General features: G+C 73.8%; 20 protein-coding genes. 6 read left to right on the forward strand and 14 right to left on the reverse strand.

Annotated features, from left to right (window positions below; translation table 11 throughout):
• Positions 1-240: 240 nt before the first annotated feature.
• The 3 genes from ACIBQ8_RS18740 to ACIBQ8_RS18750 form a co-directional block, all read right to left on the reverse strand.
• The gene (locus tag ACIBQ8_RS18740) at positions 241-3123 is read right to left on the reverse strand and encodes a M48 family metalloprotease (RefSeq protein WP_397192544.1); all 2883 of its coding nucleotides are present in this window, start codon (positions 3121-3123) and stop codon (positions 241-243) included.
• On the reverse strand, positions 3123-3608 hold the full coding sequence (locus ACIBQ8_RS18745; RefSeq protein WP_397169924.1) for a hypothetical protein: 486 nt from the start codon (positions 3606-3608) through the stop codon (positions 3123-3125). The genes ACIBQ8_RS18740 and ACIBQ8_RS18745 overlap by 1 nt, the downstream gene beginning before the upstream one ends.
• 189 nt (positions 3609-3797) lie before the next feature.
• Positions 3798-4658, reverse strand: a complete 861-nt coding sequence (locus ACIBQ8_RS18750) for an alpha/beta fold hydrolase (RefSeq protein WP_397169925.1) — start codon at positions 4656-4658, stop codon at positions 3798-3800.
• Between the two features lie 76 nt (positions 4659-4734).
• Here ACIBQ8_RS18750 and sigJ point away from each other — a divergent pair, with 76 nt between their 5' ends.
• A complete protein-coding gene (gene sigJ / locus ACIBQ8_RS18755; protein ID WP_397169927.1) occupies positions 4735-5679 on the forward strand; it encodes an RNA polymerase sigma factor SigJ in 945 nt (314 codons plus the stop codon).
• A 103-nt stretch (positions 5680-5782) separates the two neighbouring features.
• Positions 5783-6979, forward strand: a complete 1197-nt coding sequence (locus ACIBQ8_RS18760; RefSeq protein ID WP_397192545.1) for an NAD(P)/FAD-dependent oxidoreductase — start codon at positions 5783-5785, stop codon at positions 6977-6979.
• A 37-nt stretch (positions 6980-7016) separates the two neighbouring features.
• On the opposite strand, the gene helR is transcribed toward ACIBQ8_RS18760, so the two are convergent.
• From helR to ACIBQ8_RS18775, 3 genes are all read right to left on the reverse strand, one after another.
• Complete coding sequence (gene helR, locus ACIBQ8_RS18765; protein WP_397192546.1) at positions 7017-9203, reverse strand: RNA polymerase recycling motor ATPase HelR; 2187 nt, start codon at positions 9201-9203, stop codon at positions 7017-7019.
• A 238-nt stretch (positions 9204-9441) separates the two neighbouring features.
• A complete protein-coding gene (locus tag ACIBQ8_RS18770) occupies positions 9442-10437 on the reverse strand; it encodes a sporulation protein (protein ID WP_397192547.1) in 996 nt (331 codons plus the stop codon).
• 171 nt (positions 10438-10608) lie between these two features.
• A complete protein-coding gene (locus ACIBQ8_RS18775) occupies positions 10609-10881 on the reverse strand; it encodes a GlsB/YeaQ/YmgE family stress response membrane protein (RefSeq protein WP_397169934.1) in 273 nt (90 codons plus the stop codon).
• A 266-nt stretch (positions 10882-11147) separates the two neighbouring features.
• Between ACIBQ8_RS18775 and ACIBQ8_RS18780 the strand changes: the two genes are divergently transcribed.
• Positions 11148-11723 carry a YbhB/YbcL family Raf kinase inhibitor-like protein gene (locus ACIBQ8_RS18780; protein ID WP_397169936.1) on the forward strand — a complete coding sequence of 192 codons (576 nt, stop codon included), beginning with the start codon at positions 11148-11150 and terminating at the stop codon, positions 11721-11723.
• 4 nt (positions 11724-11727) lie between these two features.
• Here ACIBQ8_RS18780 and ACIBQ8_RS18785 read toward each other — a convergent pair whose 3' ends face one another.
• From ACIBQ8_RS18785 to ACIBQ8_RS18800, 4 genes are all read right to left on the reverse strand, one after another.
• Positions 11728-13230, reverse strand: coding sequence for an alpha/beta hydrolase (locus ACIBQ8_RS18785; RefSeq protein WP_397192548.1), 1503 nt, complete (start codon positions 13228-13230; stop codon positions 11728-11730).
• Between the two features lie 91 nt (positions 13231-13321).
• Positions 13322-15136 carry a glycoside hydrolase family 15 protein gene (locus tag ACIBQ8_RS18790; RefSeq protein ID WP_397169939.1) on the reverse strand — a complete coding sequence of 605 codons (1815 nt, stop codon included), beginning with the start codon at positions 15134-15136 and terminating at the stop codon, positions 13322-13324.
• 30 nt (positions 15137-15166) lie between these two features.
• Positions 15167-16411, reverse strand: a complete 1245-nt coding sequence (locus ACIBQ8_RS18795) for an RNA polymerase sigma factor (protein ID WP_397192549.1) — start codon at positions 16409-16411, stop codon at positions 15167-15169.
• Positions 16404-16745: a YciI family protein gene (locus tag ACIBQ8_RS18800; RefSeq protein WP_352319589.1), complete on the reverse strand. Its 342-nt coding sequence runs from the start codon at positions 16743-16745 to the stop codon at positions 16404-16406. Before ACIBQ8_RS18800 ends, ACIBQ8_RS18795 begins: the two co-directional genes overlap by 8 nt.
• A 144-nt stretch (positions 16746-16889) precedes the next feature.
• Between ACIBQ8_RS18800 and ACIBQ8_RS18805 the strand changes: the two genes are divergently transcribed.
• Both ACIBQ8_RS18805 and ACIBQ8_RS18810 read left to right on the forward strand, forming a co-directional pair.
• Positions 16890-18086, forward strand: coding sequence for a serine hydrolase domain-containing protein (locus ACIBQ8_RS18805; protein ID WP_397192550.1), 1197 nt, complete (start codon positions 16890-16892; stop codon positions 18084-18086).
• Positions 18087-18142: 56 nt separating this feature from the next.
• The gene (locus ACIBQ8_RS18810) at positions 18143-20497 is read left to right on the forward strand and encodes an ATP-binding protein (protein ID WP_397192551.1); all 2355 of its coding nucleotides are present in this window, start codon (positions 18143-18145) and stop codon (positions 20495-20497) included.
• A gap of 9 nt (positions 20498-20506) precedes the next feature.
• Here the strand turns inward: ACIBQ8_RS18810 and ACIBQ8_RS18815 are convergent, their stop codons facing one another.
• Positions 20507-21184: an alpha/beta hydrolase gene (locus ACIBQ8_RS18815; protein WP_397192552.1), complete on the reverse strand. Its 678-nt coding sequence runs from the start codon at positions 21182-21184 to the stop codon at positions 20507-20509.
• An 11-nt stretch (positions 21185-21195) separates the two neighbouring features.
• Positions 21196-22149, reverse strand: a complete 954-nt coding sequence (locus tag ACIBQ8_RS18820; protein WP_397169948.1) for an alpha/beta hydrolase — start codon at positions 22147-22149, stop codon at positions 21196-21198.
• A gap of 186 nt (positions 22150-22335) precedes the next feature.
• On the opposite strand from ACIBQ8_RS18820, the gene ACIBQ8_RS18825 reads away from it, so the two are divergent.
• Positions 22336-23061 carry an alpha/beta fold hydrolase gene (locus ACIBQ8_RS18825; protein ID WP_397192553.1) on the forward strand — a complete coding sequence of 242 codons (726 nt, stop codon included), beginning with the start codon at positions 22336-22338 and terminating at the stop codon, positions 23059-23061.
• Positions 23062-23092: 31 nt separating this feature from the next.
• On the opposite strand, the gene ACIBQ8_RS18830 is transcribed toward ACIBQ8_RS18825, so the two are convergent.
• On the reverse strand, positions 23093-24025 hold the full coding sequence (locus tag ACIBQ8_RS18830) for a 2OG-Fe(II) oxygenase family protein (protein ID WP_397169951.1): 933 nt from the start codon (positions 24023-24025) through the stop codon (positions 23093-23095).
• Between the two features lie 48 nt (positions 24026-24073).
• Positions 24074-24769 carry a response regulator transcription factor gene (locus ACIBQ8_RS18835; RefSeq protein ID WP_397192554.1) on the reverse strand — a complete coding sequence of 232 codons (696 nt, stop codon included), beginning with the start codon at positions 24767-24769 and terminating at the stop codon, positions 24074-24076.
• Between the last annotated feature and the right edge of the window lie 19 nt (positions 24770-24788).

Raw genomic sequence — 24788 nt, forward strand, 5'->3', positions numbered from 1 at the left:
GGGGTCCGCGAAGAAGCGGGGTCCGGCGGTGGCGGAGGGGCGGGCGGGGAGATGGGGGGTGCAGATCTCCACATCGACCGGCTCATGACCCACTGCGCCGAACCGGCCTGGGGCTTCCCCTCCGTAGAAGGCGGGTGGCGGCCGTTCCGGTCGGTCTGGTGGGCTGCCTGGTCCGCGTGGTCCGGTGTGCGCGCCGACGTCGGGTGTCTGCCGGGGTGGGCCTGTAGGTGGGAGGCGGGGTCACCTGGGCATCCTGGCTGTGACCGCTTCGAGGGCCTTTCCGGCCTCGATGAGCTCCTTCATGGACGTGATGAAGAGGTCGCCGTTCTCGTCCCCCAGGCTTTTCCGGCAGTTTCGGCCTCCGTTGCCGGCCTGGGTGATGAACGTCTGCCAGAAGGCCTGGGTCTCGCGGTCGGGGGCTTCGAAGTAGCGGCCCGCGTCTCGGGCGATGTCCCCCATGTGGGTGCACAGGGGGCCGAAGATCGCCGGGTCGACGGAGCCGCGCCTGGCCTGGGCGGCGTCGTTCAGGCTCTTGGAGAGGCGTACGACATCGGCCCGGTAGCGTTCGCGCAGGTCCCATCCGCCGTGCGCCCACCAGGCCTTCACCTGGAGCTGCCTGATCTCGGTGGACACCGCCGCGTCGTCGAGGCCCACCACCTGCCGCACCTGGGAGAGGGTGGCGGATCCGGGTGATTCCTGCTGTGCGGCCGCCACGAGGGGGACCGTCACCGCCGCCGCGCACAGCACAGCCGTGGCGGCTCGCCGCGCGGCGAGCCCGCCGTTCGGCCGCGGGTCGGGCCGGAGCCCGCGCACCACGCTCCGGGTCCTGGACCGCAGCTTCCCGGGCACTGACACGATGCCCGCCGCAATGCCCGCCGCAATGCCCGCCGCGATGGCCGCCGTCATGCCCGCCGCGATGCCCGCCGCAGCCGCGGCGAGCACGAGAACGTAGCCCATGATGCTCTGCACGAGCGTCCAGGCGGGATCCGGCAGCCAGTGGCAGCGCGTCGCCAGGGTGTTGAGCGGCTGGAAGCAGCCGTCCGCGGCAGCGAGCACGAAGCGCCCGGCGAGGCCGCCCAACGCCACCACCTCGGCGGTGACCAGCGCGACGAGCAGCCGGTGACGGCTCGCGAGCACGCTCGCGACGGCGGCCGCCGCCCCGGCCGCCGCCACCAGGGCCACGAGCACCCACGCCTGGTAGACCAGGGCGTAGAAGCCTCCGCGATCCGCGGCGGGAGGCTGCCAGGTGTGCATGTATGCCATCACGGCGGCGACGGCGGCCCAGCTCGCCGGTATCCCCAGCAGCACGACCGCCAGGACCCGCCGCGGCGGCGCCCCCATGGCCGGGGCCTCCCATCGGCCGGGCCCGGTCAAGGAGCCGAGCGTCCACAAGGGCGGAGCGGTGATCGGGCGGAAGGTCCAGGCGAGCAGGGGCACCGCCCACAGGGCCATGACCGCGGAGAGCGCGAGCGGCGTGTCGAGGCTGGTCAGGAGCGGCCACACCGCGCCGATCGCGGACTGCACGGCCGGATGGTCCTGCGGCGAGGCGCCGTACAGGTCCTGGAGCATCCGGCTCATCCCGGCGGGGTCGATCGTTCCGGTGCTCGCCAGGAGCGCGCCTTCGCTCTGCCACCACACGAACCACGCGAACAGCGACAGCCACGCGGCCGCGAGCCCCAGCAGCATGGCCGGCCGGATCGTACGCCCCGGCCAGGCCCTGACCCACAGGTCGGCGCACTGCGCGGTCCACCAGGCGAAGGCCACCCCGGCGAACAGCACCAGCGCCGGCACCACCGGGTGGTCCGGCCACCACCGCAGGACCGTCATCCGGTTCAGCACCAGCTCGCCGGCCACTCCGCCGGCCCCCAGCCACAGCCCGGCGCGCACGCCGGACGGCGCACGACGCCCGGTCAGCACCGCATGGATCACGGCCCGCCACAGCGCGATCCCGGCCACACCGGTGACCAGCCCCGCCACCAGCAGGGCCGACAGCCGGCCCATCCAGGTGCCGCTCGCGACGAGGGGCAGGTAGTCCGCCACCTGGACGTCGATCAGCGGGGCGGCGGCCCCGGTCAGGAACATGGGCAGCCCCTGCACGCCGAACAGCGTCGCCGAGTCGGTGACGGCGTCGCGGCGCAGCGTCCAGCGCGGGTGCATGCGCCACAGCTCGGCGAAGGAGCCGAGCGCCCGCCGCAGCCGGCCCGTGGCCGGGACGGGCGCCGTGAACGCCAGAGAGCGCAGGTCGGCGCCCCAGCGCTGCGCGGCGAGGTCGGCGTGGATCTCCCGGCTGCGCAGGACGTCCGAGCGGGCGAGATAGACCAGGAGGATCATGCAGACCGGGAGCAGCAGGCCCCGGGTGGTGAACGCCGTCTCGCCGGGCCAGAACGGCGACCGGGCGGAGGTGGGAATGGCGGTGAGGTACCAGGCGACGTACGGGAGGAGCACGAGGACGACGAACACCCGCCACACGACGATGGTGGCGTAGGTGATGGTGAGGTCGCGGTTGCGGATGTGGGCGAACTCGTGCATCGCCCTCGCGCGGAAGCCGCCGGGATCGGCGGTCCTGCGGGCGATCAGGCCACCGTGCAGGCACACGATCGGACGGCGGTCGCTGCCGAACACCACGGCGTCGGTCGTGACCGCCGTCAGGTCCACGACGATCCTGGGCACGCGGGCCAGGCCGGCCACGGCGGCGAACTCCGCCATCCTGCGCCCGATCTCGCCGTCGTGGTCGATCGCGTCCAGCGGTACGAGGCGACGCCGCCGGATCTTCCAGTGCGGCAGGCACCGGAACAGCGCCACGGCCACCGCCGCCACCAGGACGAGCCCCAGGAGGGGCAGCCACCAGGGCGCCGCGGGCTCGTAGCGCTCCACGCAGGCCCAGTAGGCGTCGTGGTAGGCGATGATCCTGGCGGAGACGGCCCGGTCGGTGCCCTGGGAGGGGTCGCCGCCGGCGGCGAGCAGGCAGCCGTACCCGTAGCCGCCGTGATACCCGCGCGCCACGACCTGCATCATCGAACCGCTGCTCACCAGCAGCAGGGTCAGCAGCAGCACGAACCGCACGGTCGTGCCCGCGCCCATCGCCCGCTCGTCGATCCGCGGCGCGGAGGCCGTGCCCGGCATCACTGGTTCTTCGTCAGGGGGGCGCCGTCGTTCGGGCCGTCCGGTTCCGGCGCGCCGGACGGCGGTGCGGCCAGTGCGAGCCGGCCCACCACGGCGTCGGCGATGAGCCGGGCGCGACCGTCGCCGAGCCCGTGCTCCACGGCGGTCTCCAGCACCCGGCGGTGGACCTCGGCGAGCTCGTCACGGGTCAGGTCGGGGACGAAGACGGCCGCCGCCGGCCTCCGGAACACCTTGCGCAGCACGGCCTTCGTCCTGGCCGCCGCGCCGTCCACCGCCGCCGTGCCCACCCGCCGTGCGGCCTCGTCGACCATGAGCCACACCACCGGGGTCACCAGGGCGGCGATCTCGCCCAGGCCGAATCCCAGCGGCTCACGCCTGTCGTTCCGCCGGCCCAGCCGCTTGATCACGACGTCGTCGTCGAGCCTGGCCAGCCCGTCCACGAGCAGCAGTTCCTCGGGCGCGGTCGCCGCCACCACATCGCGCACGACGTCGCGGACCCTGGTCGTGGCCGCTCTGCTCGCATGACCGCCGCCGCCGGGCGAAGCCGGCCCAGGACTCATGACGCCCCTCTCCGCATCGCGTTCTGTGACGCTCCTGCCACGCTGTGCAGGGTCTCCATCCTCGCCGAAAGGGTCCGGCGGTGTGGGGGAACGCGGAAAACGGCATGAATGGCGTCATGCGCGCAGGAAGGTCAGCAGGGAGGCGGCGAGTTCGTCCGGGGCCTCCTCGGCGACGTGGTGGCCGCTGTCGATCGGGTGGCCGGTCACGTCGTCGGCCCAGGTGCGCCAGATCGCCAGCGGGTCGCCGTACAGGTCCTCCATGTCGTCCTTAGACGTCCAGAGGAACAGGGTGGGGCAGGTGAGGCGGCGGGAGGCGGCGCGGTCGGCGTCGTCGGCGGCGCGGTCCACGGTCAGGCCGGCGCGGTAGTCCTCGCACATCGCGTGGACGGTGTCCGGGTCGTGGATGGCCCGGCGGTAGTCCTCGTACGCCTCCTGGCCCATCTGCTCGGCGCTGCCCTGGTACCAGGCGTCGGGGTCGGCGTTGATGACGCGTTCGGCGGGTTTGGCGGTCTGGCCGAGGAAGAACCAGTGCCACCAGGACGCCGCGAAGCGGGCGTCGGCCCTGGCCAGCGCCTCGCCGATGGGGATGCCGTCCATCACGACCAGGCGGGTGACGGCGTCCGGGTGGTCGGCGGCCACGCGGTGGGCGACGTAGGCGCCGCGGTCGTGGCCGGCGACGGCGAAGCGTTCATGGCCCAGCGAGCGCATGAGGGCGACCATGTCGCGGGCCATGGCCCGCTTGGAGTAGGGGGCGTGGTCGGGGGTGGTGGGCGGCTTGCCCGAGCGGCCGTACCCGCGCAGGTCGGGGCAGACCACCGTGTGGTGGGGGGCCAGGAGGGGCGCGACGCGGTGCCAGGTCGCGTGGGTACGGGGGTGGCCGTGCAGCAGCAGGACGGGAGTGCCGGAGCCGCCGTACCGGACGAACAGCTCGGTCTCGCCGACGTCGATCATGCCGGTTGCGAAGTCATCGAACATCGGCCCTCTCTACCCGGGACCGTCTTGGATCAACACCGGCGTTCCACCACATAAGGGGACGTTCTAGGATCAGGCCATGCCTTTGACCGTGGACGACGTCGACCGGTTCGTGGCCGCCAGACCCCGCCTGGAGGCCATCGCCTACCGCCTGCTCGGCTCCGCCGCGGAGGCCGAGGACGCCGTGCAGGAGACGTTCCTGCGCTGGCAGTCCGCCGACACGGGCCACGTCGAGGTGCCCGAGGCGTGGCTGACGAAGGTGCTCACCAACCTGTGCCTCAACCAGCTCGGCTCCGCGCGGGCCCGCCGCGAGACGTACGTCGGGGAGTGGCTGCCCGAGCCGCTGCTGGCCGGCGACCCGATGCTCGGCCCGGCCGAGACCGCCGAGCAGCGCGAATCGGTCTCCTACGCCGTCCTCACGCTGATGGAACGCCTGTCGCCCAACGAGCGGGCGGTGTACGTGCTGCGGGCCGCCTTCGACCACTCCCACCGGGAGATCGCCGACATCCTCGACATCACCGAGTCGGCCAGCCAGCAGATCTTCCACCGCGCCAAGAGGCACGTCGCCGACGGCCGGGCCCGCACCGAGGTCGACGAGGCCGCCGCCCGGCGGATCGTCGAGGAGTTCCTGGCCGCCGCCACCAGCGGGCAGACCGAGCCGCTCGTCCGCCTGCTCACCCAGGACGCCATCGCGGTCGGCGACGGCGGCGGGAAGGTGCCGGCCCGCGCCAAGGCGTTCGTGGGCGCCGTCGCGGTCGCCAAGTTCCTGTGGGGCCTGGTCAAGCCCGGCAAGGCCAAGCGCGCCATCATGGGCGGCTCGCCCGAGATCTACCCCTGGACGGCCAACGGCGAGCCGGCCGTCGTCGCCGTCCTGGACGGCCGGGTCGTCGGCGTCATGTGCCTGGAGGTGACCCCGGAGGGCATCGCCGCGTTCCGCAACCAGGTCAACCCCGACAAGCTGGGCCGCGCGACCGAGCGCTGGGCGGCCGGCGACCACGGGGAGCCGCTGTTCAGAGCCTTCTGAGACACGGTGGAGACGGTGTGACGCGCTTCACACCGTGATCCTGTCAGGAAAACGCGGGCCGTCCGGTTCAGGTGGCGAACCCGCGTCAGACAGGAGCGAGGAAATGCAGCACCGCATCATCGTCCTCGGAGCCGGCTACACCGGTGCCGTCGCCGCCGGCCGTCTCGCCAGGCGGCTGAGCCACGAGGACGTCGCCATCACCCTCGTCAACGCCGAGCCCGACTTCGTGGAGCGCGTCCGCCTGCACCAGGTGGCGACCGGGCAGGACCTCAAGCCCCGGCCGTTCCGCGAGATGTTCGCCGGCACCGGCGTCGAGCTGCGGCTCGGGACGGTCACCGGCCTCGACGCCGACCGCGGGACCGTCACCGTCACCGGCGCGGACGGCGCCGAGGAGCTGGCCTACGACACGCTGGTCTACGCCCTCGGCAGCGGCTGGAACACCGAGGGCGTTCCCGGGACGGCCGAGCACGCCTACGACGTCGCCAGCCGGCCGGGGGCGCTGCGGCTGCGCGAGCGGCTGGCCCGGCTCGACGCCGGGCGGCGCGTGGTCGTCGTCGGCGGCGGGCTCACCGGGCTGGAGGCCGCGGCCGAGATCGCCGAGGCCCGTCCGGACCTCGACGTCGCCCTCGCCGCCCGCGGCGGTCTCGGCGACTGGCTCTCGCCGAAGGGCCGCGCGCACGTGCGCAAGGTGCTCGCCGGGCTCGGGGTGACCGTGCACGAGCACAGGGCCGTCACCGGGGTCGAGGCCGACCGCGTCATCACCGACGGCGAGCCCATCCCGGCCGAGGTGACCGTCTGGACGGCCGGCTTCGCCGTGCACCCGATCGCGCGGGCGACCACGCTGGAGGTCAGCGACACCGGCCAGATCGTGGTCGACGCGACCATGCGCTCGGTCTCGCACCCGAACGTGTACGCCGTCGGCGACGCCGCCATGGCGATGGGCCCCGGCGACAAGCCGCTGCGCATGTCGTGCGCGTCGGGCATCCCGACCGCCTGTCAGGCCGCCGACTCGATCGCGGCCCGGCTGACCGGAGGGAAGCTGCCGGACACCACGCCGCACTACTTCAACCAGTGCATCTCGCTGGGCCGGGGCAACGGCCTGATCCAGTTCGTCACCGCCGACGACCGCGCCCTGCCCAGGGTGCTGACCGGGCGGGTCGCCGCCGTCTACAAGGAGCTGATCTGCAAGAGCGCCGCCTGGGGCGTCGCCAACCCGATGATGGGCAAGCCGGCCCGGCAGCGCCGCGTCGTCCGCCCGAACGCCCCGGCCGGCCCCGCCGCCGCCAGGGCGCGTGCGTGACGACGGACGGCGCGGCGCACCCGGCGGCGGGCCCCCGTCAGGGGGTCGTGAGGACGACGAGCTGCCGGGTCGCCCGGGTCATCGCCACGTAACGGTCGACCGCGCCCTCGACGCCGTCGCCGCCGTCGCCGAACCGGTCCGGGTCGACGAGGATCACCAGGTCGAACTCCAGCCCTTTCGACAGCTCCGGCGTCAGCGACCGGACCCGGGGCCGCTCCGGGAAGCCCGGGTCCCCGATCACGCAGGCGATCCCCTCGGGGTTCGCGGCGAGCCAGGCGTCGAGGATCGCGTCCAGCTCGGCGACCGGCCCGCGCTGGACCGGGATGCCGCTCTCCCGGATGGAGACCGGCACGTTGGCGTCCGGCAGGGCGGCCCTGATGACCGGCTCGGCCTCGGCCATGATCTCCGCCGGGGTCCGGTAGTTGACGCTCAGGCCGGCCAGCTCGACGCGGTCGATGCCGACCCGGCCGAGCCGTTCCGCCCACGACTCGGTGAACCCGTGCCTGGCCTGCGCGCGGTCACCGACGATGGTGAAGCTCCTGGACGGGCAGCGCAGCAGCAACATCTGCCATTCGGCGTCGGTCAGCTCCTGGGCCTCGTCCACGACGACGTGCGCGAACGGCCCGGCGAGCAGGTCCGGCTCCACGGTGGGCAGCTCCGACTCGTCCACCAGGTTGCGCTGGAGGTCCGCCCGGCGTAGCTGCGTCACCAGGCCCTCGCCGTCGTCGTCGGCCTCGATCAGGTTGTCGACGACCTGGGCCATGCGCTCGCGCTGGACGGCCAGGGCGGCCTCCTGCCGGCGCTTGCGGCGGGACGCCTCCGGGTCGCCGAGGCGCTGGCGGGCCGCGTCCAGGAGCGGCAGGTCGGAGACCGTCCAGGACTGGGCGTCCGCGCGCTGGAGCCGCCGGATCTCCTCCGGGCTGAGCCAGGGGGCGCACAGCCGCAGGTAGGCGGGGACCGTCCACAGGTCGCCGACGAGGTCGGCGGGCTCGATCAGCGGCCAGGCGCGGTTGAAGGCGGCCAGCAGCTCCCGGTTCGCGCGCAGCGACCTGCGCAGCAGCTCCGGCGAGATGCCGTCCTCGCCGTCCTCGCCGTGCTGGTCACGGGTGTCGTGCTTGTCGATGAGGATCGTGAGCAGTTCCTCCCAGATCTGGTCGCGGGCCTCGTTGTGCGGGGTGCCGGGGTCGGCGGCCTGGAACGCCTCGGCCCAGTCCTCGGCGCTCAGCCGGACGTCCGACCAGTGCGTGCTGACCGTCATGCCCTTGGCGGGCGGGTTCTCGTAGAACCTGACGGCCGGCTCGATCGCCTTCACCATGTCCGCCGACGCCTTCAGCCGCGCCACCTCCGGGTCCCGCTCGGGGACCGCCGCGGCTCCCTCGGGCACGAGGTCGCGCAGGGTGCAGGTGCGCACGCCCTCCTCCCCCAGGCTGGGCAGCACGTCGGCGACGTAGGCCAGGTAGGGCTGGTGCGGGCCGACGAACAGCACGCCGCCCCGGTGGTGGCCGAGCCGGGGGTCGGAGTAGAGCAGGTAGGCCGAGCGGTGGAGGGCGACGACGGTCTTGCCGGTGCCGGGGCCGCCGTCCACGACGAGGGCGCCGCGGGAGCCGGCCCGGATGATGGCGTCCTGGTCGGCCTGGATGGTGCCGAGCACGTCGCGCATCCTGGGCGAGCGGTTGCCGCCGAGGCTGGCGATGAAGGCGGACTGGTCGTCGAGCGCGGCGTGCCCTTCGAAGCCGTCGGCGGTGAACACCTCGTCCCAGTAGTCGCTGATCCGGCCGCGGGTCCAGCGGTAGCGGCGGCGGCTGGCCAGGCCCATGGGGTTGGCGTGGGTGGCGCCGAAGAACGGCTCGGCCGCGGGCGAACGCCAGTCGAGCAGCAGGCGGCGGCCGTCTTTGTCGGTGAGGCCGAGCCGTCCGACGTACACCGGTTCGGGGTGGTCGGCGGTGACCATGTGGCCGAGGCACAGGTCGAGGCCGAAGCGCCGCAGCGTACGCAGGCGGGCGGACAGGTGGTGGATCTCCAGGTCCCGGTCGAGCGCCTGCCGGCCCTTGCCTCCGGGGGCCATGCGTTCGGCGTCGAGGCGGGCGGACAGGTCGGCGATCGACTGCTCCAGGCTCTCGGCGAGGGCCGCGAAGTGTCTCTCGTCGACGGCGATCAGCGCCGGGTCGGCCTTGGCGGCGAGGTTGCCGGGCAGGTCGAACACGCCGGTGGTCAGGGGATTCATGTATGTGGCTCCGCTACGAGGTCGGTCTTCGCGTGGCAAGGCGTCTGGCCTCGGCGGACGATTCTGCGCCACGACGGGGGTCTTGCCGCAAGCCCCCCGGTGCGCTATACGTTAAGAGTGGAAAGGAGTAGAAGCTCCTTTTTCTGCCACTTTGCTCCGCGACACAGTCCCTGCTTCGCTTCCCGGCGCGGCGGAACCAGGGTGACCCGCCCGTGACGGGCGGATCACCGGTCGAGAATCACCAGTCGCCGTCGCCGCCCTCGTCGTCGTCGCCTTCGAAGATCTCCTCGACGATCTCCCCCGCCACCAGGCCGCCGACCACGCCGGCGGCGCCGGCCGCGGCCACCGCGCCCCAGCCCGGCCCGCCGTGGTGCTGCTCGTGATGGCCGTAGCCATGGTGGCCGTGGTGGTCACCGTACCCGTGGTCGCCGTGGCCGTGGTGGTCGCCGTGCCCGAAGCCCCCGTGGGCGTGCGCGGCCAGGCCGGACAGCCAGCGGTCGAGCTCGGCGGCCCAGTCCGTCTGCAGGGCGTCGGCGTGGCTGACGGTGAAGCGGCCGATCGCGTCGCCGGAGTAGCGGCCGGCGCGCTTGTCGGCCTCCAGGACCACCTCCAGCCCCGCCGGGTCGGCCACGAAGGTCACTTCGAGCTCGCCGAGCACGCCGGCGTACCGGCCGGCCGGGTAGAACTCGATCTCCTGGTAGAACGGCAGCTCCTGGCGCACGCCGTACAGGCGGCCGGCCTCCAGGTCGGCGGACTTGAACGCGAAGCCGAGCTGCAGCAGCGCCTCCAGGATGCGCAGCTGGGAGGGCAGCGGCTCGACCGCGACCTCGTCGAGGTCGCCCTTGTCGACCGCCTTGGCGATGGCGAGCTCGGTGCGCACGCCCAGCGCCATGCCGTGCAGCGGCTGCCCGCCGATCTGGCTGATCGGCGCCTCCCACGGCACGCCGACCTGGAAGGGGATCGTGCGCTCCTCGCCCTGTCGCAGCACGAACGGCCCCGACACCTGGACGCGGGAGAACTCCCCCGCCCCCGCGTGCTCGCCGTCGCCGTGCTCGAACTCCACGCGGGCGACCAGGCCGAGGGTGACGTGCTCGATCTCGGCGTCGAAGTCGCCGCCCTTGAGCCGCACCTCGCCGGACAGCGTGCCGCCCGGCTGGACGCGCGGGGTCGCCAGAACGGTGTCCACCGAGGGCGCGCCGACGCCGAAGGCGCCCAGCATGCGTTTGAAGACCACGGCTTGTTCTCCCTGTCGAAGATCGAATGTGTGCAGCCGACCCGCACAACGATCTCCGTCCGGCCCCGGTTCCGGCCATGCCGAAAACGTCTGCCGCGCAAGGGGGCGGGAACGGCGGGATCCCGGAGCGCGGCGCGTTCGCCGCACTCCGGGATCCCGGCGCGTTCCGCTCTACCGGACGCTGCGTCTGCCGTAGAGGCCCGCCGCCAGGGCCACGCCCAGACCGGCGAGCACCACCTGGATGACCAGTTCTATCCAGTCGATGCCGCGGGTGTCCGCGACGCCGACCGCGGCGGCGATCGCGGTGCCGATGAGGGCCGCGACGATGCCGATCACGATGGTGAGCCAGATGGGGATGCTCTGACGGCCCGGCACGACCAGCCTGCCGAGGATGCCGATGACCAGCCCGATGATGAGGGCGGAGATGATGCCGGTGACTTCCACGCTTCACACTCCCGTTCTGCCGCGCCGGATGTCGCCACCCCTCGTGGGGAAGGAGTGCCTCCGGCCTGACAGCGCCATTGCTTCCCAGGAGCATCACAAAGAAACCGGACCACTCAGCCTGATATCGGTTCATGGCGGACAGGTTCCATGAGGGTGTGCCGCTCGCGGTGGTGGCGGAGGCGGCCCCGCGGTGCCTACACTGCGGGCACACCCCACGAACAGCAGACGCGAACGAACGGCGCACCGAACCCCCTCAGGAGCCCTTTGTGACCGTCAGACGAATCGTGCTGCACGCCCTGCTCGCCGCGACGACCGCGACGACCGCCGCCACCGCCGCGGCGCCGGCGAACGCCACCGCCTTCACCCTCACCAGCACCGCCTTCACCCAGGGCGGGATCATCCCGAAGGCGCACGAGTGCACCAGCGGCGGCCAGACCGACCCCGGCCGGCGCAACGAGTCGCCGCCCCTGACCTGGAGCGGCGGCCCGGCCGGGACCCGCGGCTACGCCCTGGTGATGCGGGACCTCGACAACGACAACCTCATCCACTGGGTGATCTACGACATCCCGGCGGAGGTGACCTCGCTGCCGCAGAACGTCGAGCACGCCTACCGGCCCGCGGCCCCCGCCGGAGCCCGGCAGATCTACTACCGCGGCAGCGCCACCCTGTACGGCTACCAGGGGCCGTGCTCCCCCTGGTCGGTCAACACCTACCAGTTCACCGTGCACGCCCTCGACCGGGCCGCCCTGACCGAACTGGGCTCCGGTTCGTCCACGACGACCGCGGCGAGGGTGATCTCCGGCGCGTCCCTGGGGACGGCCGTGCTGTCCGGCGAGTCCTGAACGCTCAGGAGCGCCGGGTCCAGCCCGGCAGACCCGGCACCGGCCCCGCCGGACGGCGAGGCCCGGCGGTGAGGCCCCGCGCGGGCGGCGCCGCCGGGCAGTGCGCGCCCGCGGCGGGCAGGGCCAGGGTGGTCAGGTAGCGGTCCACGGCCCCGGTCAGGCAGGGGCTGCGGCCGTAGGCGCCGTGGCCCCAGCCGTCGTAGGTCAGCAGCCGGGCCTCCCGGCCGATCTGGCGGGCGGTGCTCAGCGCCCACGGGTAGCCGGTCGCCGGGTCGTGCAGGCCGTTGACCAGCAGCAGCGGCGGCGTGCCCGAGACGCGCAGCCGGTGCTGCGGGTCGGGGATCGGCGCAGGCTGTCCCAGGCAGGCGACGGTGAGCGAGACCGAGATCGGGCTCATCCGCATGTCGGGCGCGATGGCCGCCAGCCGCCGCAGGTGCCGCTCGAAGGCCCGCTGGTCGCGTACGGGGAGCAGGTAGTCCTGGCAGATCACCGGCGTGACGTCGTTGAACACCTCCTGGTCCGGGACGGGCGGCGCGAGCGGCGGCACGGCCCCCGAGCCGGCGTCGAGGTCGCGCAGGAACGTGGCCAGGCCGGCCCAGTCGGGGGCGTAGAAGGTGCTGAACGTCAGGTGGAGCAGCGCCAACGGGGTGAGCGGGCCGTCGGGGAGGCGCAGCTCACCGCGTCCGGCCCGGTCGAGCAGGTCTCTGAGCAGCGCCCGCACGTCACGTCCGCGCAGCACGCAGGCGGGGTCGGTCGCGCACCACGAGACGAAGGCGTCGAAGGAGTCCTGGGTGGTCCAGGTGTCGGTGTCGAGCATCTCGGCGGTGCCGAGGCTGTGGTCCATGTTGCTGTCCAGGGCCAGCGCGCGGACCCGCCGGGGGAACCGTTCCGCGTAGAGCTGGCCGATGAGGGTGCCGTAGGAGACGCCGTAGAAGGTGAGGCGTTCCTCGCCGAGCGCCGCCCGCAGCGCCTCCAGGTCGCGGACGACGGACGCGCTGTCCACGTGGTCGTAGAGCGGCCCGGTACGGGCCCGGCAGTCCTGCCGGTAGCGGGCGTTGTACGCCAGCCGCCGGTCGAAGCCGGCCTGGTCGCGCGTCAGCGGGTCGGGGGCCTGCCGGGCCAGCGGCAGCGAGCAGAGCACCGGATGGCTGCGGGCGACGCCGCGCGGGTCGAAGCCGACCACGTCGAAGCGGGCCGCCAGCTCCGGGCTGAGGCGCAGGTCGTCGCGCAGGACGGCGTCCACGCCCGAGTTGCCGGGGCCGCCCGGGTTGATCACCAGTGAGCCGATCCGGGCCGCGGGATCGGTGGCCGGACGCCGCGCCACGGCCAGGTCGAACGTCGGGCCGCCGGGGTCGGCCCAGTCGACCGGCAGGGTGAGCCGGGCGCACTGGGCGGCCGGGTCCTCCGGGCACGGAAACCAGCCGGCGCCCGGGATCGCGGCGGCGGGCGGGAGCGGGACGAGCACGGCCACGAGGAGGGCCAGTGCCGCAAGGATCGGTCGCAGCATGAGATGTCCCATCGGGTCGGGGGGTGACACCGATCATGAGCTTCCGGCGACATCCCCGATACCCCTGGACCGCGCCTTGGGATCCCTGAGGTCAGCCGAGGGCGCGGTCGAGGTTGAAGGCGGCGCTGATCAGGGCCAGGTGGGTGAACGCCTGCGGGAAGTTGCCCTGCTGCTCGCCCGTCCGGCCGATCTCCTCGGCGTACAGGCCGAGGTGGTTGGCGTAGGTCAGCATCTTCTCGAAGGCCAGGCGGGCCTCCTCCACCCGGCCGGCGCGGACCAGCGCCTCGACGTACCAGAAGGAGCAGATGGAGAACGTGCCCTCCTGGCCGCGCAGGCCGTCGGGGCTGGCGTCCGGGTCGTAGCGGTAGACCAGGGAGTCCGACACCAGGTCGGCGGTGAGCGCGTCGAGGGTGGACAGCCACTTCGGGTCGGTGGGCGAGACGAACTTGGCCAGCGGCATCATCAGCAGCGCCGCGTCGAGCACGTCGCCGTCCTCGTGCTGGACGAACGCCTGCCGCAGGTCGGACCAGCCATGGGCCATGATCTGCCGGTAGAGGTCGTCGCGCGCCCCGCGCCAGTGGGGGATGTCGGCGGGCAGGCCGCGGCGGGCGGCCATGCGCATGGCGCGTTCGATGGCGACCCAGCACATCAGCCGGGAGTACAGGAACTTCTTGCGCCCGCCCCTGGTCTCCCAGACGCCCTCGTCGGGCTGGTCCCAGTTGTCGCAGACCCAGTCGACCAGGGCGCAGACGGCGTCCCAGTGGTCGCTGGAGATGGGCTTGCCCCATTTGTCGTAGAGGTAGACGGAGTCGAGCAGGGCGCCGTAGATGTCGAGCTGGAGCTGGCCGGCGGCGGCGTTGCCGACGCGTACCGGGGCCGAGCCGCGGTAGCCCTCCAGGTGGTCGAGCTGTCGTTCGGGCAGGTCGGTGCGGCCGTCGATGCCGTACATGATCTGGAGGGGGCCGTTGGGGCCGGCGGCGCGCAGGCTGACGTGCCGGGTCAGGAACGACATGAACGCCTCGGCCTCGCCGGTGAAGCCCAGCCGGAGCAGGGCGTAGACGCAGAAGGCGGCGTCGCGGATCCACAGGTAGCGGTAGTCCCAGTTGCGCTCGCCGCCGATCAGCTCGGGCAGGCTGGTCGTCGGCGCGGCGACGATCGCGCCGGTCGGCGCGTACGTCAGCAGCTTGAGCGTCAGGGCCGAGCGGTGGACCATCTCCCGCCACCTGCCCCGGTAGCGGGAGGCCGACAGCCATTTGCGCCAGAACGCGACCGTGGCGGTCATCGCCTCCTCCGCCTCGACGTGCGGGCAGCCGAGCGGCGGGATCTCGGCCTCGATCCGGTCCAGCGCGAACACCTCCGACTCGCCCTCCACGAGGGTGAAGCACGCCCGCACGTCGCGTCCGTCGCACTCGACCGGCACGGTGGCGCTCAGCCCGAGCGTCAGCCGGGCGGACTCGAAGACGGTCAGGCCGTCGACCTCGCGCACGACGTGCGGGTCGGCCCCGTAGCCGAAGCGGGGGGCCACCCGCGCGTGGAAGGGCAGCGAGCCGCGCACGCAGAGCACCCGGCGGATCAGCCGCTGCCGGCCGCGGCCGCCCGGCTCGCCGATGATCGGCATGAAGTCCTGGATCTCGCCCACCCCGCTCTCGGTGAAGAAGCGGGTGATGAGCACGTTGGTGTCGGGGAAGTAGAACTGCTTGGTGCGCGCCGGCACGTCGGTGGCCAGCTCGAACGCCCCGCCCCGGTCGGCGTCGAGGATCGCGGCGAACACGCTGGGCGAGTCGAAGGCCGGGCAGCAGTACCAGTCGATGGTGCCGTTGGTGCCGACCAGGGCCACGCTGCGCAGATCGCCGATGAGGCCGTGCTCGGCGATCGGCAGGTAGCGGTCACCGTCTGCTCCACCCATCGCAGCAGTTCTCCCTGGTCAGGGCCGTGCTCAAACCTCCTGCCCGGCCTCCTCCAGCGCGGCCAGGCGGCGGCGGAGGTGGGCGCGCTCGGGCTCGCTCCCGGCCGTCCGGAGCGCGGCGCGGTACGCCTGCGCGGCCTCGGGCAGGCGGCCGAGCCGGTGCAGCAGGTCGGCGCGGGCCAGCAGGTACGGGTGGTAGTCGCGCAGCCGCCGCGCCCCGGCCAGCTCGTCCAGCAGCGCCAGCCCGGTCTCGGGCCCGTCGCGCATGGCCACCGCCGCCGCCCGGTTCAGCGCCACCACCGGAGAGGGGTCGAGCGCGAGCAGCACGTCGTACAGGGCCACGACCTGCGGCCAGTCGGTCGTGGCCAGGTCCGGGGCCTCGTCGTGCAGCGCCGCGATCGCGGCCTGGACGGCGTACGGGCCGGGCGGGCCGCCGCTGAGCGCGGTCACCACCAGCGCCGACCCCTCCTCGATCATGGCCCGGTCCCACAGGCCGCGGTCCTGCTCGCCGAGCAGCACCGGCTCCCCCTCGGGCCCGGTACGGGCCTCGCGCCGGGCGTGCACCAGCAGCAGCAGCGCCAGCAGCCCGGCGACCTCCCGCTCGGCGGGCAGCAGCCGGCGCAGGATCCGGGCCAGCCTGATCGCCTCCTCTGCCAGGTCGAGCCGCTGGAGGAAGGGCCCGGAGCTGGCCGCGTAGCCCTCGGTGAAGATCGAGTAGATCACCTGGAGCACGCCGGGCACCCGTTCCGGCAGCTCGTGGGCCTCGGGCACGCGGAACGGGACGCGCGCCTCCCTGATCTTCTTCTTGGCCCGGACGATGCGCTTGGCCATCGTCTGGGCCGGCACCAGGTAGGCCCGCGCCACCTCGGGGGTGGTCAGGCCGGCCAGGCAGCGCAGCGTCAGCGCCCCGCGGTCCTCGGCCGGCAGCGCGGGGTGGGCGCAGGTGAAGAAGAGCCGCAGCCGTTCGTCGGGCAGGCCGCCGTCCTCGCCGGGGGGCGCTTCGGGGACGGCCCGCTCGGCCTCCGCCGCCAGGACGGCCAGCCGGGTGGCCAGCGCCTGCTCGCGCCTGAGCCGGTCGACCGCCTTGCGCCGCGCGGTGGTCATCAGCCACGCGCCCGGATTGGGCGGCACGCCCTCGGCGGGCCAGTGCCTCAGCGCCGCCTCGACGGCGTCGGAGGTGACCTCCTCGGCGAGGTCGAGGTCGCCGAAGCGGCGGACGAGCGCGGCCAGCAGCCGGCCGCGCTCCTCACGGAAGACGGCCTCGATCTCACGCATCGAAGTCGGCGACCGGGCGCACCACCACCGAGCCGCCGCCGCGCGCACCCGGGCAGCGCACGGCCCAGTCGAGGGCGGCGTCGAGGTCCGGCACGTCGATCACGTAGAAGCCGCCCAGGACCTCGCGCGTCTCGGCGTACGGGCCGTCGGTGACGGTGGGCGTGCCGTCGGCGCTCACCCGTACGGTGGTGGCGGTCACCAGGTCGGCCAGCGACTCGCCGGAGACCAGGATGCCCGCCTCCCGGACGGACTTGTCGTAGGCCATCCACTCCTGGAAGTCGCCCGGCTCCTGCTCGTCGGAGGTGCCGGCGTTGATCAGCAGCATGTACTTCATCGGTGTTCCCCTTCACGGTCGGCGTACGGCGGGACCGCCGTACGCCGTAACCACGAACGGGACCCGCCCGGATGGACACGCCATGACGATGAGTTTTCCGGGTCCGTCCGGTCATTGTCACGACCCGTCACTTCAGGAGGACCGATGAGCGTACTGGAACAGCGGATGCGGGGCGTGCTGGGCGGGTTCGTGGCGCGGGGGGAGGTGCCGGGGCTGGTCGGGCTCGTCCATCATCGGGGCGAGACGCACGTCGTGCCGATGGGCACGCTGGAGAGCGGCGGCGGGGCGGCCGTCGGGGCCGACTCGATCTTCCGGATCGCGTCGCTGACCAAGGCCGTCACCGCGGCGGCGGCGATGATCCTGGCGGAGGAGTGCGTCCTGCGGATCGACGACCCGATCGACGACCTCGTCCCCGAGCTGGCCGGCCGCCGGGTGCTGCGCGCCCTGGACGCGCCGCTGGACGACACGGTGCCCGCCAGGCGGCCGATCACCGTACGCGACCTGCTGACCTTCCGGCTGGGCACCGGACAGCTCCTGATGGAGGGCGACCTGCCCATCCTGCGCGCGATGCGCGACCCGCGGATCGACCACGGCCCCGACGGCCCCGACGACGGCCCGGACGAGTGGCTCGAACGGCTGGGTGCGCTGCCGCTGATGTTCCAGCCGGGCGAGCGGTGGACCTACCACACGAGCGCCGACGTCCTGGGCGTGCTGGTCGCGCGGGCCGCGGGCAAGCCGCTGCACGACTTCATGACCGAGCGGATCTTCGAGCCTCTGGGCATGCGCGACACCGGCTACCACCTGCCCGCCGACAGGCTCCACCGCCTGGCGGGCTGCTACCTGCCGGACGGCTCGGGCGGCGTGACGCCGAGGCCCGACCCGCGCGCGTGGCACGAGCCGCCCGCCTTCCCGTCCGGCGGCGGCGGCCCCGGCCTGCTGTCGACCGCCCTCGACTACGCCGCGTTCTGCCGGATGCTGCTGGAGAAGGGGCGGTACGACGGCGGCCGGATCCTGTCGCGGGCCTCGGTCGAGCTGATGACGTCCGACCATCTGTCGCCGGCCCAGAAGGCGGGCGCCGAGACGTTCCTCGGGTCGGGCGGCTGGGGGTTCGGGGTTCAGGTGGACACCCGGGCCGATCGCCTCTACACCCGTCCGGGGCGGTTCGGATGGACCGGCGGGCTCGGCACCACGGCCTACACCGATCCGTCGGAGGGGCTGGTGGGCGTGCTGTTCACCCAGGTGGCGATGACGTCGCCGGTGGCGCCCAAGGTCTTCGAGGACTTCTGGACCGTGACGTACACCTCGATCGACCAGCACCTCACCCCGTTTTCCGGCAGATAAGGTTGGTATGCGGTGTTTCGGGGGATTTCGCCGCTCACAATCGCTGAGGGGGACGGGTGGCGGAGTCGTTCGGCACGATGCTGCGGAGCCTGAGACACGCCGCCGGGCTGACCATCGAGGAACTCTCCCACGCCTCCGGCGTCAGCGTGCGCGCCATCGGCGACATGGAGCGCGGGGCCAGCCGGGGCCCGCAGCGGCGCACCGTCGAGGCCCTGGCCGGGGCGCTGCGGCTGGACGAGCCGCGGCGCACGGCACTCTCCGACGCCGCCCGCGCCGGCCGCCCGCGCCAGGACGCCGCGCCGGGCGCCTGCGAGCCGCCCCGCGGCGTGGGCGACTTCACCGGCCGCGAACGGGAGCTGCGCCTGCTGCGCGACCTGGCCGCCCGCACGCCCGCCCGCCCAACCGCCCGCACAGCCGACCGCACCGCCGACCACACGGCCGACCGCACGACCGACCGCACGGCCGAGGACGTTCCCGCCGTGGTCGCCGCCGTCTCCGGGGCCGCCGGCATCGGCAAGACCGCCCTGGCCGTGCGCGCCGCCGCCCACCTGGCCGACCTGTTCCCCGACGGCCGGTTCTACCTGGACCTGCGCGGCATGGACCCGGTCCCGCTGGACCCGGGCGCGGCGCTGTCCCGGCTGCTCAACGCCCTGGGCGTGGCCGAGCGGCGCATCCCCGCCGACGAGGAGGACCGCGCCGGCCAGTACCGCGCCGTGCTGCGCGGCCGGCGCTGCCTGGTCATCCTGGACAACGCCGCGCACGAGGCCCAGGTGCGCCCGCTGCTGCCCGCCGAGGGCCCGGCGATGACGCTGGTCACCAGCCGCCGCCCGCTGGCCGGGCTGGAAGGCGTGCACCAGGTGCCGCTGGCGCACCTGGCGGCCGGTGAGTCGGCCGCGCTGCTGCGCGCGATCGTCGGCGCCGAGCGCGCCGACGCCGACCCGGACGGGGTCGCGCGGGTGGCCGACCTGTGCGGGAACCTGCCGCTGGCGCTGCGCATCGCCGGGAACCGGCTGCAGAGCAGGCCCGGCTGGACCGCCGGGCACCTGGCCGCCCGCCTCGGCGACGAGGGACGCCGGGTGGAGTCCCTGGCCGCCGGCGACCTGTCGGTGGCGGCCGCCTTCGCGCTGTCGTACCGGCAGCTCTCGGCGCCCGCGCGGCGCGGCTTCCGGCGGCTGGCGCTGGCCGCCGCGCCGGACTTCGGGGCGCCGATGACTGCCGTCCTCGCCGAGCTCGGCCCGGACGAGGCCGAGGACGCCCTGGAGGAGCTGGTCGATCTCGGGCTGCTGCAGTCGCCGTACCCCGGCCGCTACCGCTTCCACGACCTGGTACGGCTGTTCGCCCGCGCCCGGCTGTCCGACGAGGAGCCCATGACGGCGCAGCGGCGGGCGCGGCGGCGGATGGACGACTGGCTGCTGGACGTCGCGACCGTCGCCGGGCGCTGGTTCGAGCCGGGCTACGGCGCGCCGCCGTCCGGGTGGAGCTCGCTGGTCGAGCTGGGCAGCGCGCGGCAGGCGCAGGACTGGCTCCAGGCCGAGGGCGCGGCGTGGCTGGCCGCGCTGCGGCAGGCGGCCCGCGCCGGGGAGCACGCGCGGGTGGTCGAGGTGGCCGAGGCCATGCACTGGTTCTCCGACCTGTGGATGCACTGGGGGCACTGGCCCGAGGTGTTCGAGCTGTCGTCCGGCGCGGCCCGCGAGTCGGGCGACCGCGTGCAGGAGGCGGTGCACCTGAACTACCTGTCCTGGGCGCGCACGTACTGCCAGGGCCGCTACGACGAGGGCGAGCGGACCGCGCTGCGCGCGCTGGAGCTGGCCCGCGAGGCCGGGGACGTGCGCCAGCAGGGCTGGGCGCTGACCTACGCCACCTGGGCGCTGTGGGGGCGCGACGACCGGCGCGCCACGGAGACCGGCCTGGAGCACGCGCGGCGGGCGGCGGAGTGCTTCCGGCAGGCCGGCGACCCCGAGGGGTACGCCCAGGCCATGCTCAGCGTCGGCAACGGCCTGCGCCGGCTGGGCCGGATCGAGGAGGCCGTCCGGCACGGGCTGGAGCTGCTGGAACGGCTGCGCGACCCGGCGTTCGGCGGCACGCCGGTGATCGTCGCGCACGCCGTCGGGGCGGCGCTGGACCTGCTGAGCGACGGCTACTTCGCGCTCGGCCGCTGGCAGGAGGCCGCCGACCACTACCGCGAGGCGCTGGTCGAGCTGCGCAAACGCCCGATCAACCGGGCCACGGCCCAGACGCTGACGAACCTGGGCCGGGCGCTGGTCGAGCTGGGACGGCGGGAGGAGGCGCACGCGGCCTTCCAGGAGGCCCTGGAGCTGTACGAAGCCTCCGCCGACGCCGTCCGGGCGGCCCGCGTGAGCGCCGAACTCGCCCGGCTGGCCCCGGTGACAACGCATGGAGCCACCGGCTGAGCGGGCCGGTCAGGGGTCCACGAACCGTTCGACGAAGGTCAGGGCGGTGCCGCAGACCTCGCGCCAGCCGCTGTCCACGGTCATCGAGTGCCCGCGGCCCGGCAGCTCGACGATCTCGGTCCGATGGTGCCGGTTGCGCGCCTGCCACAGGTAGGAGGCGTGCGCGGCGGCCCACGGGACCGTGCGGTCCATCTCGCCGGCGACCAGCAGCAGCGGCCCCCGGTCCGGCGCGGTGCCGTCGAGGCCCCACGGGTCGCCCGCCGCCTGGACGGCGTACGTCTCGTACAGCCGCTTGGCCTCCTCCTCGCCGACGGCGTTGGCCACGGCGTGCCGGAAACGCCCGTACGTGAGCGCCCCGCGGAACGGCGCCGGGCTGATCGCCACGCAGGCGCAGGCCAGCCCGCGCCCGGCCAGGATCTGCGCGACCAGGCCGCCGGCGGCGTGGCCGACCAGGGCGGGCCGGCGCGCCAGCCCGCCGATCAGCGCCGCGAAGTGGGCGGCGGGCGCCGCCGTCCCGCCGTCCTCGGGCCAGGCCGGGATGAGGGGGACGAACCCCGCCTGCCCGAACACCTCGGCCCAGGGCTCCCAGCTCTCGGCCAGCAACCACGGGTCGTGGACGAAGACCACCGGCACCCGCCCGGTGGCGTTGGCGTGCCGCACCTGGTCGAGGTCGTAGGCGGAGGGCATGGCGCGGGCGGTCAGCTCTCGTGCAGGGCCCGGCGCAGCGTGCCGGCGGCCAGCTCGATCGCCGACTCGGCCGCGTACGTGCCGCGCAGCGCGTTGAGCATGACGAAGTCGTGGATGATGCCCTGGTAGCGCACGGCGGTCACCGGCACCCCGGCCGCGCGCAGCTTGGCGGCGTACGCCTCGCCCTCGTCGCGCAGCACGTCGGCCTCACCGGTGATGACCAGCGCCGGCGGCAGCCCGGCCAGCTCCTCGACGGTGGCCCGCAGCGGGGACGCGGTGATCTCGGCGCGTTCGGCCTCCGAGGTCGTGTACTGGTCCCAGAACCACTGCATGCCGTCCCGGCGCAGGAAGTAGCCCTCGGCGAACTGCCGGTAGGACCCGGTGTCGAAGGAGGCGTCGGTCACCGGGTAGAACAGCACCTGGCCGCGCAGCGACAGCCCGCCGCGCTGCTTGGCCATGATGGTCAGCGCGGCGGTCATGTTGCCGCCCACGGAGTCGCCGGCCACCGCGACGCGGGTGGCGTCCAGGCCCTTGGCGGCGCCGTCGGTGACGATCCAGCGGGCGACCGTCCAGTTCTGCTCGATGGCGACCGGGTAGCGGTGCTCGGGCGACAGGTCGTACTCGGGGAAGACCACGGCGGCGCCGGCGCCGGTCGCCAGCTCGCGGACCAGCCGGTCGTGGGTGTGGGCGTTGCCGAAGACCCAGCCCGCGCCGTGGATGTAGATGATCACGGGCAGGTCGCCGGTGCTGCCGGCGGGCCGCACGATGCGGGCCCTGACCTCGCCAGTGGGGCCGCCGGGGACCGTCACCCACTCCTCGTCCACGGCGGGCAGCCCGGCCGGGCCGGACTGCACCTCGTCCACGGCCTTGCGGCCCTCCTCCGGCGGGAGCTGGAAGAGGTACGGCGGCTCGGCGGTGGCCTCGGCGAACGCCTGAGCGGCGGGTTCCAGGACGGGCTTGATCATGATCGCTCCAGGAGGAAAGGGGTGGGAAGCAGGGGGGCCGTCCCCCATCCAAGCGACCGGCCTGCGGAGAGACGAGGCGGAACCACAGGCAGAAGTACGTTTCCGCCTCGTGCGCGCGAGCGGTCCGGCTGTTGGATCGCCACCGGGGCCGACCGGTCCCTTCCGCCCCGAGAAGGAGTTTTTCCCATGACGGAGAGCACCACCCCGACGGTCGTCCTCGTGCACGGCGCGTTCGCCGACGCCGCGAGCTGGACCGGCGTCATCGCCGAGCTCCAGCGGGACGGCATCCCCGTGGTCGCACCGCCGAACCCGCTGCGCGGCCTGGCCTCGGACGCGGCGTACGTCGCCTCCGTCGCGGCCCAGATCGACGGCCCGGTCGTGCTGGCCGGCCACTCGTACGGCGGCGCGGTCATCACCGTGGCGGGCGCGGCGGACAACGTCGCCGGCCTCGTCTACGTCGCCGCGTACGTCCCGGAAGAGGGCGAGAGCCTGGGCGACCTCCAGGCCCGCTTCCCCGAGCCACCGCTCGGCGCGAGCCTGCGGCAGGCCGCCTACCCGCTGCCGGACGGCGGCGCCGCCGTCGAGTTCACCATCGCCGCCGACGCCTTCCCGCAGGTCTTCGCCGCCGACGTGCCGGCCGAGGTCACCCGGGTGCTCGCGGTGGCGCAGCGGCCCCTGGCGGCCGGGGCGTTCACCGAGGCGGCGGCCACGGCGGCCTGGCGGACCAGGCCGTCGTGGGCCGTCATCGCCGACGCCGACCAGGCCATCAACCCCGACGTGCAGCGCTTCGGGGCCGAGCGGGCCGGCGCGACCGCCGTGGAGGTCGCCGGCGCCTCGCACGCGGTCGCGGTGTCGCGGCCGAAGGAGGTCGCCGACGTGATCCGGGCGGCCGTCCGGGCCACCGCCTCCTGACGGCCTGCCCGGCCGCCAGGAGGACGGGCGGTCAGGACTGCTTGCCGAGCCCCTGGAAGCGGCTGTCGATGAAGTCGCCCCAGGTGGCGTTCAGCGACATCAGCTCGCCGTCCACCATCTTCCACTGGCGGGCCTTGTGCTGCGGGTAGGCGAACAGCACCGACGACAGGCGCTCGTAGCCGGCGGGCATCGGCTTGGTGTGCACCCGGTGCGTGGACGGCCGGAACCGCCCGTCGGAGGCGCTGGTGAGCATCCGGCCGATGTTGCACAGCACGACGTCGGTTCCGGCGATCACCGGCTCGACCCAGGTGCCGTCGTGCAGCACGTACTGCAGGCCCTGGTCGGACGGGGGAAGCTGGAGGCCGAGCATCTGGATGCCGGAGTGCTCGTGGGCCAGCACCTCGCGGTCGCCGACGTCCCGGTAGTGGATCACCCGCAGGTTCGTCGCGTCGTGCGAGAGGTCCAGCTCGGGCGTGCCGGGCGGCATCATGCCCCGGACGACCTCGCCGAACAGCGAGATCAGCCGGAAGGCGAGGTCGAACACCTCGGCGGCGCGGGCGCCGAAGGCCGGGAAGGCCCGCAGCACGTCACCCGCCCCGGGCGGCTGGTCGCCGATCATGGCGCCGCTGACGTGGATGAACTCCTTCGGGTCGGGCACGCCGTTGGCCAGGCGCGGGATCTCCGAGTTGTACGGGAAGAACCCGTGCGTGCCACCGACGGCGAGCTGCGGGACGACGTCGTAGGCGTAGTCGGACAGGCTCGGCCCGGTCGCCCGGCAGGCCGCGGCGAACTCGTTCATCATGGCCTTGACGCGCTCGCCGATGCCGGGCACCTCCGCGGCCATGAAGCCCCATCCGGTCAGCTGCGACCTGATGGCGTCGGTGGCGGCGGCCATGTCGGCCTCGATGTCATGCAGCCTGACGACGGGGGCGCGGCCGCTGAGTTCCATGAGAGGGACGTCCATTGTCACTCCGTTTCTCGATGACCGTTCGGGGATGGTTCGTCGTACGTGCTACGTGCCGGTGCTGCTCAGGTGGCGCGGGGTGCGGACGGCGGGATCGAGGCCGAGACGCTGGGCGACCAGGGCGACCTCGGTGCGGTTGGAGCAGTTGAACTTGACGAGCAGGTTCGAGATGTGGCGCTTGACGCCGTGGATGGAGATGCCCATCGAGCGGGCGATCTGGTGGTTGCTCATGCCGCGCAGCAGCAGCGCCAGCACCATGTGCTCGCGCTCGGTCAGGCGGCCGAGCAGGTCGGGGCCGCCCCCGGACGGGACGGGCGCGTCGCCGCGCAGCAGCCGATCGAAGGTGCCCGACAAGCCGGCGACATTGATCTCGTCCCACAGCAGGCAACCGGCCAGCCCGTAGCGCTGGGCGACGCAGGGGGCGAGCTCCTCCCCCTGACGCACCATGGCCAGGATCTGCGGGCGGGCCCGGCGGGGGCGTCCGCCGAGCACGTCCGGCAGGACGGCGAGCGGGATCACCGCCACGTCGAAGTCCTCGCCGGCCAGCAGCAGCCGGGCCTCCGCGCAGCTGCGCACGACCGCGACCCCGGCCACGTTCGACACCTTCATCAGCAGCGGCGGGAGCCCGTAGAAGGAGACCTCGTCCTCGGCGAGCCAGAAGACGGACAGCCTGGAGCACCTCGCCCGGAGGCTGGAAGGGGAGGCCGGGATCGGCTGGCCGGCCTCCAGCGTGATGGCACTCATCGCATGATCCTCTCTGCGT

It is taken from the genome of Nonomuraea sp. NPDC049646 (assembly GCF_044465525.1).
Classification (GTDB): domain Bacteria; phylum Actinomycetota; class Actinomycetes; order Streptosporangiales; family Streptosporangiaceae; genus Nonomuraea.

What these genes read in the sequence shown, in the direction of transcription:
- ACIBQ8_RS18750 (WP_397169925.1), bottom strand. Translation starts at nt 4,658, where the DNA reads ATGTTCGATGACTTCGCAACCGGCATGATCGACGTCGGCGAGACCGAG.
- ACIBQ8_RS18760 (WP_397192545.1), top strand. Translation starts at nt 5,783, where the DNA reads ATGCAGCACCGCATCATCGTCCTCGGAGCCGGCTACACCGGTGCCGTC.
- ACIBQ8_RS18785 (WP_397192548.1), bottom strand. Translation starts at nt 13,230, where the DNA reads ATGCTGCGACCGATCCTTGCGGCACTGGCCCTCCTCGTGGCCGTGCTC.
- ACIBQ8_RS18800 (WP_352319589.1), bottom strand. Translation starts at nt 16,745, where the DNA reads ATGAAGTACATGCTGCTGATCAACGCCGGCACCTCCGACGAGCAGGAG.
- ACIBQ8_RS18790 (WP_397169939.1), bottom strand. Translation starts at nt 15,136, where the DNA reads ATGGGTGGAGCAGACGGTGACCGCTACCTGCCGATCGCCGAGCACGGC.
- ACIBQ8_RS18795 (WP_397192549.1), bottom strand. Translation starts at nt 16,411, where the DNA reads ATGCGTGAGATCGAGGCCGTCTTCCGTGAGGAGCGCGGCCGGCTGCTG.
- ACIBQ8_RS18740 (WP_397192544.1), bottom strand. Translation starts at nt 3,123, where the DNA reads ATGCCGGGCACGGCCTCCGCGCCGCGGATCGACGAGCGGGCGATGGGC.
- ACIBQ8_RS18815 (WP_397192552.1), bottom strand. Translation starts at nt 21,184, where the DNA reads ATGCCCTCCGCCTACGACCTCGACCAGGTGCGGCACGCCAACGCCACC.
- ACIBQ8_RS18820 (WP_397169948.1), bottom strand. Translation starts at nt 22,149, where the DNA reads ATGATCAAGCCCGTCCTGGAACCCGCCGCTCAGGCGTTCGCCGAGGCC.
- helR (WP_397192546.1), bottom strand. Translation starts at nt 9,203, where the DNA reads ATGAATCCCCTGACCACCGGCGTGTTCGACCTGCCCGGCAACCTCGCC.
- ACIBQ8_RS18835 (WP_397192554.1), bottom strand. Translation starts at nt 24,769, where the DNA reads ATGAGTGCCATCACGCTGGAGGCCGGCCAGCCGATCCCGGCCTCCCCT.
- ACIBQ8_RS18825 (WP_397192553.1), top strand. Translation starts at nt 22,336, where the DNA reads ATGACGGAGAGCACCACCCCGACGGTCGTCCTCGTGCACGGCGCGTTC.
- sigJ (WP_397169927.1), top strand. Translation starts at nt 4,735, where the DNA reads ATGCCTTTGACCGTGGACGACGTCGACCGGTTCGTGGCCGCCAGACCC.
- ACIBQ8_RS18805 (WP_397192550.1), top strand. Translation starts at nt 16,890, where the DNA reads ATGAGCGTACTGGAACAGCGGATGCGGGGCGTGCTGGGCGGGTTCGTG.
- ACIBQ8_RS18830 (WP_397169951.1), bottom strand. Translation starts at nt 24,025, where the DNA reads ATGGACGTCCCTCTCATGGAACTCAGCGGCCGCGCCCCCGTCGTCAGG.